Source organism: Leptospira neocaledonica (assembly GCF_002812205.1).
GTDB classification, from domain to species: domain Bacteria; phylum Spirochaetota; class Leptospiria; order Leptospirales; family Leptospiraceae; genus Leptospira_B; species Leptospira_B neocaledonica.
Map to the genome: position 1 here is coordinate 175322 of NZ_NPEA01000002.1, position 13282 is coordinate 188603.

General features: G+C 40.5%; 10 protein-coding genes. 8 read left to right on the top strand and 2 right to left on the bottom strand.

Going from position 1 to position 13282, the window contains the following annotated elements; genetic code table 11:
* Positions 1 to 37: 37 nt before the first annotated feature.
* The 4 genes from CH365_RS03190 (at position 38) to mtaB (ending at position 5198) form a co-directional block, all read left to right on the top strand.
* On the top strand, positions 38 to 2578 hold the full coding sequence (locus tag CH365_RS03190) for an ATP-dependent Clp protease ATP-binding subunit (RefSeq protein ID WP_100767166.1): 2541 nt from the start codon (positions 38 to 40) through the stop codon (positions 2576 to 2578).
* Positions 2579 to 2651: 73 nt separating this feature from the next.
* A complete protein-coding gene (locus CH365_RS03195) occupies positions 2652 to 3077 on the top strand; it encodes a hypothetical protein (protein WP_100767167.1) in 426 nt (141 codons plus the stop codon).
* 32 nt (positions 3078 to 3109) lie between these two features.
* Positions 3110 to 3898 (top strand): tetratricopeptide repeat protein, encoded by a 789-nt coding sequence (locus CH365_RS03200; RefSeq protein ID WP_100767168.1) that lies wholly within the window; start codon positions 3110 to 3112, stop codon positions 3896 to 3898.
* Positions 3879 to 5198, top strand: coding sequence for a tRNA (N(6)-L-threonylcarbamoyladenosine(37)-C(2))-methylthiotransferase MtaB (gene mtaB / locus CH365_RS03205; protein ID WP_100767169.1), 1320 nt, complete (start codon positions 3879 to 3881; stop codon positions 5196 to 5198). The genes CH365_RS03200 and mtaB overlap by 20 nt, the downstream gene beginning before the upstream one ends.
* A 137-nt stretch (positions 5199 to 5335) precedes the next feature.
* Here mtaB and CH365_RS03210 read toward each other — a convergent pair whose 3' ends face one another.
* Complete coding sequence (locus tag CH365_RS03210) at positions 5336 to 5998, bottom strand: class I SAM-dependent methyltransferase (protein ID WP_100767170.1); 663 nt, start codon at positions 5996 to 5998, stop codon at positions 5336 to 5338.
* Positions 5999 to 6175: 177 nt separating this feature from the next.
* Between CH365_RS03210 and CH365_RS03215 the strand changes: the two genes are divergently transcribed.
* The gene (locus tag CH365_RS03215; RefSeq protein ID WP_100767171.1) at positions 6176 to 7816 is read left to right on the top strand and encodes a hypothetical protein; all 1641 of its coding nucleotides are present in this window, start codon (positions 6176 to 6178) and stop codon (positions 7814 to 7816) included.
* Positions 7813 to 8964 carry a tetratricopeptide repeat protein gene (locus tag CH365_RS03220; protein WP_100767172.1) on the top strand — a complete coding sequence of 384 codons (1152 nt, stop codon included), beginning with the start codon at positions 7813 to 7815 and terminating at the stop codon, positions 8962 to 8964. The genes CH365_RS03215 and CH365_RS03220 overlap by 4 nt, the downstream gene beginning before the upstream one ends.
* 6 nt (positions 8965 to 8970) lie before the next feature.
* On the opposite strand, the gene CH365_RS03225 is transcribed toward CH365_RS03220, so the two are convergent.
* The gene (locus CH365_RS03225; protein WP_100767173.1) at positions 8971 to 9936 is read right to left on the bottom strand and encodes an alkaline phosphatase family protein; all 966 of its coding nucleotides are present in this window, start codon (positions 9934 to 9936) and stop codon (positions 8971 to 8973) included.
* A gap of 140 nt (positions 9937 to 10076) precedes the next feature.
* Between CH365_RS03225 and CH365_RS03230 the strand changes: the two genes are divergently transcribed.
* Together CH365_RS03230 and CH365_RS03235 are read left to right on the top strand one after the other, a co-directional pair.
* Positions 10077 to 11015 (top strand): hypothetical protein, encoded by a 939-nt coding sequence (locus CH365_RS03230; RefSeq protein WP_100767174.1) that lies wholly within the window; start codon positions 10077 to 10079, stop codon positions 11013 to 11015.
* A complete protein-coding gene (locus CH365_RS03235) occupies positions 11012 to 13249 on the top strand; it encodes a hypothetical protein (protein ID WP_100767175.1) in 2238 nt (745 codons plus the stop codon). Before CH365_RS03230 ends, CH365_RS03235 begins: the two co-directional genes overlap by 4 nt.
* Positions 13250 to 13282: the final 33 nt, after the last annotated feature.

Consider the following 13282-nt stretch of genomic DNA (forward strand, 5'->3'; position numbering starts at 1 on the left):
TCTAACCTACAGAACCCATCAGGAAGGGCGTGCAATTATGTTGGAATTTACTAAAAGAGCAAAACGAGTAATCAACGAGATCGCGCAGGACGAAGCAAAACGTCTTGGTAGCGAATTTATAGGCCCTGAACATATCTTATTAGGATTGTTAAAGGAAGAAGATTCGGTCGCGATAAAAATACTGAATAACCTGAACATTAACCTGAACGAACTTCGTAAAGAAGTGGAACGCAGGACCAGGGAGAACTCCGGCACATTGTTGATGGACATGGCCCAAGGACAGGATCGATACCAAAAAATTATCGAACTCTCTAAGGAAGAAGCCAAACGTCTTAAGCACAACTATGTTGGAACGGAGCACATTCTTCTAGCATTACTGCGGGATAATAATAATATCGCCGGCGGAGCGTTATACTCCTTTAGCGTGAATTATAATGTGATCAAAGGAGAGATCTTACGTTTATTAGGCGCTCCTCCTACAAGCACAGTTGGAGTTTCTAGCCAGCCAACCGCTCAGCCAGGAACACCTCGTGCAGAAAAAACGAAAACCCCAATCTTGGATGAGTTTGCAAGGGATCTTACTCAACTAGCCAGAGATAAAAAACTGGATCCAGTTGTAGGTAGATCGAGCGAGATCCAACGGGTGATCCAAATCCTTTCTCGTAAAACAAAGAACAACCCTGTATTGGTTGGAGAATCTGGAGTTGGTAAAACAGCTATCGTAGAAGGACTTGCACTTGCGATCGTAGAGAAGAATGTTCCGGATCTACTTTTCGAAAAACGTGTACTTTCCTTGGATCTGGCCAGCTTGATTGCAGGAACCAAGTATCGCGGAGAATTCGAAGAAAGATTAAAGAAGATCATGAAAGAAATTTCTTCTTCTAATAATATCATCATATTTATCGACGAGTTGCATACTCTGATCGGAGCGGGAGCAGCAGAAGGAGCGGTAGATGCCGCAAATATCCTAAAACCTGCGCTTGCAAGAGGTGAGTTGCAATGTATCGGAGCTACTACCAGTACTGAATACCGCAAATATATTGAGCGTGATTCCGCATTGGAAAGAAGGTTCCAAGTCGTAAAAGTTGCAGAACCTTCTGTAGACGATGCTATCCAAATCCTCACCGGTTTGAAAAAAGCATACGAAGCTCACCACAAGGTGCGTTATTCCGAAAGAGCTTTGGACCAAGCTGTTAGATTATCTCATAGATATATCAATGATAGATATCTACCTGACAAGGCGATCGACATCATCGACGAAGCGGGAGCAAAAGCAAGACTTGCAAATTGCGCTCGTCCTCAAGCAGTAAAAGATTTAGAAGAAGAGATCAAATCACTTTCTCAAAAGAAAGAAGATTTGGTTCGTTCTCAAGAGTATGAAAAAGCTGCTGGAGTTCGTGACGAAGTAAATCGTAAGAAACAAGTTCTGGAGGAAAAGATCAGATCTTGGCAAGAGAAACTGGATGATTTCGCAGTTTCCATCGACGAAGACGATATTCTTTCCGTGGTTTCTCAATGGACCGGAATTCCATTACAAAGAATGGAAGAGAACGAGTCTGCAAGACTTCTTCGTTTGGAAGAAGAACTTAAATTAAGAGTTGTCGGTCAGGATGAAGCGATCGAAAAAATTGCAAAATCCGTTCGTAGAGCTAGGACTGGATTCAAAGCAGAGCGTAGACCTACTGGATCCTTTATCTTCCTCGGACCTACAGGTGTGGGTAAAACCGAGCTTGCTAAAGCATTGGCTGAGTTCTTATTCGGAGACCAAGATGCGATGCTTCGTGTGGATATGTCCGAATATATGGAACCACATGCCGTCAGCAGATTGATTGGAGCTCCTCCAGGTTATGTTGGTTACGATGATGGCGGACAATTAACAGAGTTCGTGCGTAAAAAACCGTATTCCATCATTCTATTGGATGAGATCGAAAAGGCTCACCATGATATTTTTAACGTTCTTCTCCAAGTAATGGAAGAAGGGAACCTAACCGACACCAAAGGTCGTAAGGTAAACTTCAGGGACGCGATTATCATTATGACTTCGAACATCGGCGCCAAAGAAATTTCGAGCAGTGTAAGACTCGGATTCGAGGACCGTTCCGGAGAAGAGGATAAATATAAGTCAGACCAAGCTCGTGAGCAGTTGAAAAAACATTTCAACCCAGAGTTCTTGAACCGTGTGGATGAAGTAGTTTACTTCAAACCTCTCAGAAAAGAAGAGCTTATGGCGATTATGGATATCATGATCAAAGATACCAATAAGAGATTATTGGATAAGAAGATCAAGATAGACCTGACTCAAGAAGCGAAGGACCACTTCATGGATATTGGCTACGACGAGAAGTTCGGAGCGCGTCCATTACGCAGAGTGTTCCAACGTGAGCTAGAAGATTATATGGCAGTCCAAACCTTGAAAGGTGCTTATAAAGAGCCTACCAAGATCACAGTTGCTTTCAAAGAAGGTAAACTGGACTTCTTGGAAGAAGTTTGGGCAGATTATAAACCTGCAGATCAAGGTTCCGACGGAGGAAGTTCTCCGAACAATCCGGAGCGTTCCGAAGAGCCTGCGCTAGTGTAAAAGATTTTTGCCCCCTTAGGAAACGAAAGGGGGCTTTTGATCTAAAAAGGGAGACTTTATTTGGAGAGGGTGTATGCCGTACCTGATTCCCGTTATATTTGTGCTCCTTTACCTTTTAGTCCGTAAGGTATGGTTCCATCTCCGTAAGATCAGAACCGTCGCAGGGATTGAAAAAATTTCTCTATGTGTTTTCCAGCCTGATTTATTTCTTCCCGAGGTACGCGTCCTCTACAAATACTACTTCCAAGGCGGGGTCTACTTCGGATCCGGTTATATGCTGTTGACTGATTTCCTCGATCAAGAGGAATACGAGATCTACAGAAACTTGGACGGTTTACCAGTTTTGGAAACCGGGGATTTTCAGATCGTATCTGAGGAAAGAATAGAACATTTCCTTTCTATACGGTATCCGAGTATAATCGTTTTCATCGACCCGGTGGAGCCATTTCATTCCCTAATTGATTGTCTAAATACAAAATCAATGGGGGTCCCCACCTAAAATTTTTCCCGCCTATAAAAAGTGACCAAAAGATGCACAAAGGAAAAATACTCCTACTTACACTGATACTATTTGTTTTTTCCGCGGGGAATATTATCGCTCAGAGCGAACCGGATTACCAAACAGCATTGGAAGAATTCCAAAAAGGAAATTCTGAAAAGGCGCTCGAGATCATTCGTGTACTTCACGAACAAGGAAAAAGATCCTACGAGACACATTACCTGGCGGCCTTCTGTCATTATAATGCGGGAAGAAATAAATCCGCAGCCACTCATTGGTCCGAAGCATTAAAACTGAAACCTGGGGATCCCGCTGTTAGTTTGGATTTTGCCAGATATTTGATCCAAGCAGGTAGGAATTCCGACGCGTTAGAGATCATTTATAATTCTTACCAATCCAATCCTAAGAATAGAGAAGTAAGATTATTATACGCGACTGCTTTATTATATAATAGTAAAGCGAGAGAAGCATTATATATCATTGAAAAACTAAAAGCAGAAGATGGGAATGATTATCGTCCTCTCGTTTTGGAAGCTCAGGTTTATTTTTATTTAGGAAGCGCAGAAAAGGCTGAAGTCAGTTTAAAATGGGCTCAGTCTTTAGTTCCGAATAATCCGAATGTGTTGAACAACCTTGGATTAGTTTACGAAAAAGCGGGAAACCAAGAAGCAAAAAGAGGGAATGTTAAAAAGGCCCTCGAACAATTGAGAAATGCTAAAGAACAATTGGAATCCGCACTCAAGTTAAAACCGGACGACGAAAAAATAAAAGGTAATATCAGAAGAATAGAGGCAAGGATCAATGCCCTTTCCGCCGGGTGAAAAAAAGGTATTATTCCATACCTTAGGTTGTAGGCTCAATTTTTTTGAGTCGGACGGTTTATTCTCTTCTTTGAGTAAACACGGGTATTCTGTAGCTAGTGCAGAAGACGTTCCGGATGTGGTGGTAGTTAATACATGTACCGTCACTAATAAGGCAGATTCAAGAAATCGTAATATTATTCGAAATGCGATCAAAAGATATCCTGGTGCTCAGGTTTGGGTAACAGGATGTTACGCACAAACCGATAAAGAATCGATCGAATCCATTCCCGGGATTGCGGGTGTGATCGGTAACGAGAACAAATCCGATCTACCTAGATTGATCCTGGAAAAAGAAGGCGCGGATTCTTCTCATATTCCAATTGTTTCGGACCGATTTGCGTATTCCGATGTTTTACCTAATGGACATACCAGAGCTTATCTAAAGATCCAAGATGGTTGTGATCGCCAATGTTCTTATTGCAAAATTCCTCAAGCAAGAGGTAAGGGTGTCTCCCGAAACTGGACGGATGTACTAGATCAGGTTTCCTTCTTACAAGACAATGGGGTAGGAGAGATCATACTTACAGGTGTGAACCTGGGATGGTATAGGGACGGAGAAGGCAGAAAGGCATTTCCTAAAATGCTCGAAGCCATCTTAAACAAATTAGAATATTCCAGGCTTAGACTTTCTTCTATCGAACCGCCTGATGTAGGTGTGGAACTTGCGGAACTTCTTACACATCCTAGATTTACTCCATTCTTACATGTTCCTTTACAAAGTGGAAGTAAAGAGATCCTAAAAAGAATGAAACGTAGTTATAATCCTGAAACTTTCCGCAAAAGAATAGAACTTGCTAAATCCAAAGTTCCGGATCTTTTTTTAGGAACGGATGTGATTGTTGGTTTTCCGGGGGAAACAGAACAAGATTTCCAAGATTCTTGTTCTATTCTGGAAGAATTAGGTTTTTCTAAAATACATGCGTTTCCATTCTCTGTTCGGAAAAATACTTCTGCGGAGCAATTTCCAGAAACAGTTTCCAAAGAAACCAAAAAAGAAAGGGTCCATTCTCTAATGGATCTTTCTCAGAGGCTACATCGCAAATATGCAGAAAGCCAGTTTTCTAAAAAGAGAGAGGCAGTTTTGGAAAATGGCGGGATTGCGGTCACCGACAATTATCTAAAAGCTGTGATCCCTGAAAGCGATCTGAAAAGTTTAAGCCCGGGTCAATTTTTGACCTTAGAGATCGGAGAATATCTCCCAGATGTCGCCGATAAAGAAGGCAAGGTGTCCGCAAGGATCCTGGCCGCAATCGGTTGATCGGATAGTTAAAAAAGAATCATTCGTTTACGTTTGCAGAATATTGGGATTTCATAAAATTCTAAACTTTAAGTAATACTCTCTTAAAATAATATGTAAGAACGATTTTAAGGATCTATTTTCTTAAAATCGTTCTTTTAAGATCGGATCAATTCTTCCGAATACATTTCTTCTTCTCTTAGATCGTAATAACCGTATTCAAATTCAGGACCGGATTGGATCTCTAATCCGTATACGTTTTCGCTGATACGTACAGTTTTAATAATTTCTAATTTATACTGTTCTGCTAAGAACTTCATCTTATCTAAAGAGATCTTGTCGTTGATCCTAGGCCCGATAGGGTATTCGTTTTTGACCCAGTCCAAGACGATTAATTTGCCGCCCTTCTTCATGGAACGAACTAGTCCGTCCATTGCTTGGCCGGGGTCAGCAAAAGTTGAAAGTACTAATGAGGCAAAGATGATCTCAGGGACAGGGATCCACTCCGGCAATAAGGGACGATCCGCCTTCTCCATATAAAAAGGAGTAAATCTTTGGATGTCTTCTCGGTTTTTCCAATGTAGTACTTCGTCCAAGAAGTCCTGGTTACATTCCGCACCCCAGACCCAGCCTTCTTTGTGGATGGATTTTAGAAGAGTTTCGGTCCAGAAACCCAGGCCCATCCCGAAATCTACGATATTCTGCACATCCTTCAGGGAAAAATGTTTCAAAACGGTTTCCGGAGGAGTAAGCTCACGTCTCTTACTAGAGAGGAGAAAATTCTGATATTCTGGGTCGTAATAATATTCTATATCGATCATTTAAGTGCCGGAAGTCGTATTATGTCTTATGAATGCTTTCATTAGTCAAGACCAAACCGAAAGGCGAAGTTTTTGTATCTTACGCATTTTATATTATTTTCCCCACTTTCTCCTAAAAACCGAAGTAAAAATTTGCATTGTAGCAACCGATAATCTAATTCGGAACCTTATTTCCAGATGAAAATTCGACTCAGGATCCTATCAATATTCTTCCTTTTGGCATTGGGACAATCTATCTATGCCCAGGACCTTCGTCTGGACAATGAGAATTCGAGTGTTGCCAATTCCATCAATGTGGAAGTTTTAAAAGACGGTAGATCTGTTCGTATTACTTGGGAAGCTCCAAGGGAGACGGGCGAGATTATCGTAGCTCGTTCTTCTTCTATTATTGATAGTCCGGAAAAATGTTATATTTCTGACTCTTTAGGAAAATTTCCAAGCGGTGTTGCTAACGGTGTGAATCAGATTTACGATTATAATCTGAAACCGGGAACTTATTATTACGCAGTTGTATTAGCTCATCATGTTAGGAAGAAGGATGTAAGATTACTCGCGAATCGTAATTACACTACCATTCCGATCGTGATAGAGAATAATCCGCCGCCTCAGACAAATAATTTTCCTCCGACCAATACTCAGAATAATTTTCCGCCCGCTACGAATACGAATCAGCCTCCACCTGAAGAGCAGAAGTATCTTTCGGATAACGCTAGAGTCACTGATATCTCGGTAAAAAGAGAAGGTCAGTTTCTTCGTATTTCTTGGGAACCTTATCCTAAAGGAATTCAAGGCGAAACTATTTACACTATATATAAATCCGCGGAACCAATGTCCAGTATGACATTGATGAGAAAAGCAGAGAAGTTAGCAGAAGTCTCTCATCCGGAAAATACTTTCTTGGATCAGGATCTGACCAAGTCCCAAACTCTTTACTATGGTGTTTCCGTAAAACAAGGTTTGAAAGAAGTTTTGCCTTTGGTTCAAAACCAATCCTTCATTCGCCAGTTCTATGTTTACGATCAAGACAAAAGAAAGCCTCCGAAAGAAGGTGACGTAGTAACGAATCCTCAATTCGCGTACGATGAAATGCACGTGAAGGATTTAAATGCGAGTGTGGTCGATGGAGGAGTTCGTTTAGATTGGAAATCTCCTGATCGTGCTGACGAAAATACCGTTTACTCAATCTACCAAGCAGGCAAACCTTTGTCCGGAGGAGTTTCTACTTTCTTAGGCGGTAATGTTAGAAAACTCGGAGAAGTTTCTCATCCAGATACTAACGTTATGGTTAAGATGAAACCATACACTGGAACGATGTATTTTGGTGTTACTGTCAAACGAGGAGATCTGGAAGATTTTACTCTGACCCAGGACCAATCTTTCGTTGCGATCGGTGGAGCATCCGATCCGGCAGATAATAATACTCAAACTGCTGAGAACGATAAACCTAACAAAAACGAACCGAAAGAAGAAGATAACAATCCCCAGAATAATCAGAATGTTCAAAACGACGAAAAACAACCGCTGATCGTTGAACAGGAAGAACCAAGCGAAGAAGAAATAGACCGTGTATTAAAATCGACATATTGGAAAAACGAATATGGAGAAGCGGTAAAACAGTTGGCTGCTTATGCTGGTTCAAACGATATCGATATCAGGGGAAAGGCCAAGTTTTTCCTTGGGATGTCTTTTTATAAAAAGGGCGAATATAATAAAGCTCTAAAGTTCTTCGTACAAAAAGATACAAAGAACTATAATCCGGAACGAACCGAGTTCTGGACCAAACAATGTCTGGCCCGGATCGGCGGAGGAAGAAGATGAACCGTTCCATCATATTAGTCACGGGATTTTTATTCGTATGCGCAGGTCTTCTTACAGGGATTTACACTGCGGTGATCCAAGATACGGATTCCACAAACAAAGGAATCTTGGAAAAAGTGAGAGAGGGAGAGGAATTTTTAAAACATTCCAATCCTAAATCTTCCGAAAAAGCTTTGGATATTTTTGCCGAATTATCCTCCAAAGATGTGAGTTCGGATGTTGCTTTCCGCATTCAATACGACCTGGCAACCGCTCTGGACAAAACCGGAGATAAAATGAGAGCCCTCGGTATCTTTAGAGAGCTGAACCAGAAAGAAGGTCTTGCTCGCGAGGAGAAGGCCAGAGTTGCCTATGGACTCGGGAACCTTCTCCTTTTACTAAACAGGGACGAAGAAGGTAAGGGTCATTTGGAAGAAGTTCTTAGAACTTCCGGAGATAATAAGCTCAGATCTAACGCGTTATCCGCAATTGCTGACTATTATATGAAAAAAGGCAATTACGATCAGTCTAGAAAGAACTATGTATTGGCCTTACAAGAAGATCCTGAAAACGTAAAAGCCCGAGTCAGATGGGGAAAATCTTTACGTAGAATGGGCAAAGATTGGTCCGCTTACGATGTGTATGAAGACTATGTACAGTCCGATGCATATTTCGATCCTGACAAGGTCGCTGTAGATAAGGAATTCCGTTCCGGACTCTTAGAGAAGGGACGAGAATTATATGTACGTAAAGAATATTACTCTGCGATTGAAACCTTGAAAAAGGCTTTGGACATAGGTGTTAGCGAAAGAGCTAGAGAACAAGCTTGGTATTATATCGCAGAAAGTTACGATGCTTTGGGAAAATCCGAACAAGCTATTCAATACCTGAACAAAATCCTTGAAAACTCAGACGGAACTTTGGACCAAGCTGCTATGTTTAGAAAGGGAACCATCTATTTCAGAGGCGGAAAGTATGAGAAAGCAGCTGCGGTTTTCCAAGAATCTGCGGACAGAAATCCTGATAGTCCTGTAGGAAAAAAATCTGCTACCTGGAAGAAGGAAGCCTTGGATCAGATCGAAGATGACCTGAGATACAAGGACGGAGAAGGTGGCGGAAAAGCAAAACAAAGCGACGACGACCGCCAAGACGACGACTGGAAATATTAAGAAATTTTAATTAGAGGATGTCTGAACGAATTCTTGTTCGGACATTTGGATCTGCAGCCCTAAACAATCGTAGATTGCATGGGGGATATCCTTCAAAGCGTGGATCTTGTCCTTCATTTGTTCTGTGAATTTACCGTACAGAATGGTTGGTACCGGGTTTACGGTATGCACATCTACCGTTAAATCTTCGAGATTTCCGTGATCCGAGGTTACAATAAGTTGGTCTTGTTCCGGATCCATCGCATCTAAAACTCCGAGTAAAAAATTCTCTAAGTCGGAGATACATTTTTCGGCACCTTTCCAGTTCATCTTATGACCTACCTTATCTGTGATAAAGTATTCATAAATACATAATGTGTGATCCTTCATGGCTGGAATGATCTCGTTCCCGGTCTTGTACGGATCTTGGATTTCTAAAACGGGATCATCCTTATCTATAAAATCTCTTCCAAACTTTCTGAGAAAATCTCGGCTGATGTCCATATAAAGACCTTTGCCTTCTCTCAAATCATCCATATCTTTTAAAGGTTTGTCTGCTGCCATTTGAATGAGAGTAGAAGCGGATACATGTCTAGGATTTTTTTTTATATGTTCTGCAAATCCAGGAGTATAGCAGTTCAATAGGTCCGCTTTAAATCCGTTCTCTTCCAAGATGCGGATAATAGAATATTTTGCGATGATACGTTTTAAGGTGAATGTAGGAAACCCGCTCATATGACGGTTCAACACCTGGCAGGCATTAATTCCTGTCCAAAGAGAGGTCTGTCCTGTTGCGCTTTGGGGAAGCCCTTTAATTCCCATACTCGCGTCCGTTTTAAGGTAGGTGAGCTCTTGGACACGGGAGGGAGAATCGTCCGGGATAGCTTTGCCGCCCAAAGGTAGAAAAATCCCTTTCGCATACTTGGAGAACGGATTTTTATCCGGATCGTTTTCCCCAAAGCCTATCCCGTCTATAAATACATAAAATATCATTTTATTGGTCCGAGAAGTGCCGATTAACCCATTGAATTAGACTGATTCTTTACAACGGAATCGCCGATACTAGAAAGGTGAACCCGCGCAAACATAGCAAAAGATCTCGAATTCTATCTCTGATACTGCTATGTATCGTATTGATTTCCATCCCTTTTTTCCCGAGCGCATGGAAGGACGCGGTTTTCTTCTCTCCTATTCAAATTCTTAGTTTGTACCCTAAACTGAAAAAGGAATCTTTCCTAGACTCCATCCTAGAGAGATTTCAGAACAAATACTTTGATCTAGGTTATAGATTCGAATATTTGATGAGAGAATTTCCCAAACCTGAAACCGACAAGGATGCAGAAGTTTTGGGAAAACTTTTCAGCTCTTCCATCCAATTAAAACAGATCCGGATTTATGATTATAATTTTAGGACCATGTATTCTTCCGATTCCAAGGGGCCAGGATTTCATAAAGGACTCAGACTACTCGGAATGCAGGTACCAAAAGCGGGTTGGGTAGAAGATACGGATGGGTTTTTATTATACAGAAATTCTGTCGGAGACCTATATCTTCAAATCTTAAAGGAAGATGGAGATAAGATCATCCAAGAGGTAAGCGGCTCTAAAAAATCTTTTTTACCTAGGGATTTCTCCGAAGGAATTTTATATTGGGTGTATAAGAAGAAGGAAGAAGATTCCGAACTTTTAGAAACCAATCTGAATCCTAATAGTACATTACTTCCTGATACTACTGAAGTTTCAAACTCAGAAGAATCCAAGGCGATGATACATGCATTATTGGATAAAAATTCCAAGTCCCAGAATATTTTAGTCCGTCCTGTTTGGGAAAAAATAATCGCGGAAGATCTAGAAATTTTTCTTTCACAACCTAGAAAGGCAAGAGCAGAAGAGTTGTTATTGATACTGAGTTCTTTCGGAATTTCTTTAGTCTCTCTCATTTGTGGGATACTAGCTTCTAGAGTATTATTCACCATTCGAATGGAGAATCGTTTTTCGGAAAGAGAAGAAGTGATCAAAGTAAAAACAGAGCTGATTCGTTTGCTCGGACAATTTAGGGAAAAGACAAAATGATCGGCTTTAAATTCAGACTTATACTCGCTTTATCTTTTATATTTTCCGTTTCAATACTTCTTTTAGAACCGTATTTTCCTTCGGGGATTTTTTATAAGTCTAGATTGGAGTCCGTATTTTCTTCCTTTAATAAAGAGATCTTAGAGTTAGAAAAAAAGATCAGAGAATCAGATCCGGAAGAATTGGATGTGAATAATCTATTCCTTCCTGTAAAAAACTTTTTATCATGGGATCCGAATCTTAAAAATACCCCGAACCTGGAATTTTCAGGAGATAAGGAAAGATACTTATTATCCCAAGCCTGGGAAGGAAAGACTAGTCGTTTTCTTTCTCTGGAGAATGAGCCGGTTCTATTTGTTCCTTTATACTCAAAATCAATCGCGGTGCTTGCTGTATTAGATAAGGAAAAATTTAAAATTTCCTTAGATGATAAAACGGAATATTTTGTCCCGGAACCGAGATTAGGTATATTCCAAGATTGGGAAGAAAAAGGGGACAAAACGGATCCTAGAAAAATTTCGGAAGAAGTTCTAAAGTCAATGAAGGACGGAGGAAATGACTTCAAAGAAATTCGTCTAGGAGATAAATTATATAGAGCCTATTACGCATTTTATCCGGATGATAAGATAGGTTTTATCCAAGGGATTTTGCTATTAGTTCCTTTTGAACGTAATATTTTCCTAATATTATTTCCTGTCTTTTTCGGATTATTATTCCTTTTGGATGCGTGTATCCTTTTGGTCCGAAAAAGTAAGTCCTCTTCTTCTTATGCAAAAGCAGATGTATCTAATCTTATCCAAATTCTTTCTAAAAGGATAGAAGAGACTAATTTTAAACAGGTCGAAGCTGCAAAATTACCCGAGTTACCGGAAGTTCCGGAGATTGTAACCATTCCTCCCGTTTTGGAGACTAAACCTACTGCAAGTGGTACATTCTATGTCCTGCCCTTCGATCTGCCTGGAGATTCTTTTTTAACTCCTAAGTTTTTAAGAGAGAAGAAGGAACCGATCCATATTGAAAGAGAAGTTGTATCCGCTCCTTCTGCTGTATCCGTTGTGGAAATGCCGGAGGCTCTGCAGAAAAAAAGAGACTCTATCTTCACAGATGAACTAGCAAGGTTGGTGGAAAAGGTAAAATCAACTTCCCCTGAAATCCCTGCTATAGAAATTTCGGATCGTCCTAAGGATTCAGGACTCTTAGCAAAAGCGCTCAGAGTGACTGGACTTGCTGAAATCGGTTTGAAGGCTGCGAGAGGTCTTGCTCCTCAACATAAATCTAGATTTTTCCTGTGGGCAAGAGCTTGGTGGGGAATTCGCAAAACGGACCCGAATGAAGAACTTCCTCTTTCCGAAAAATTCAGGACTTGGTTAGATAAACAACCTATCCGTGAAAAAAGAAAAATTTTAGAAGTTTTAGACGAAATTCATCAGGGATTGGACTCTCCAGTTTCTTCTTTATTAAAATATTATCTAACGATATTTTCTTCTCTTCATCTAAAATCTTTTAGTATTCATTTTTACGATAGAAGAAGGGGAGCCTATCTTCCTGTTGTGTCTTACGGCTTACAACCCTATAGCCGTCAGAATATGATCTTTTTATACGGGGACCAATTCTTAGGAAAAGAAATGGGTGATGTTTCTATCATAGATGTTACGGAAGAAAGACGTAATGATCATTTCTTCCGTAAAAAATTCGACTCTGCGGATCTAGACGGAGTGATGAGGATTATTTCCTTTCCACTTTTCAAATCAGGTTTAGATTTTAGATTCTTCCTGATGTTCCCGGATCCGCCTAATAATAATTTAGCGGAACAGATCAGGGATAATGTGGAAAATTCCATAGAACCTGTGGAAGACGCATTTTTGCAATTAGAGATAGAGCAGGCTTCTCATGCTATCCAGGATAAAAGGGATCTAGTTCAGATACAATTTTTACTTCTTCGTTGGGCAACTCACGGAGAAAGAAGTAGATGTAATCTGTACAAGATTAAATGTACAGGCGACTTGGATTATTCATCCATAGACAAATGGAGGAAGGACGTCCTGGAGGAGGTCCAACCTAGACTTGGAGCGGAAGATTACGGCTTCGGAGTTTCTCCTTCCGAAATTTTCGTTTTGTCCAGAGAGGAAAGAGAATCGGAACTCAAAATGATTTTGGATTCTATCGGGAAAGAGTATAAGATCACTCCACTCCCTTATCCGGAAAACGGAAAAAATTTATACACATATATTTGATATTTTCTTAAATCGAATAAGATCTAATCTGAA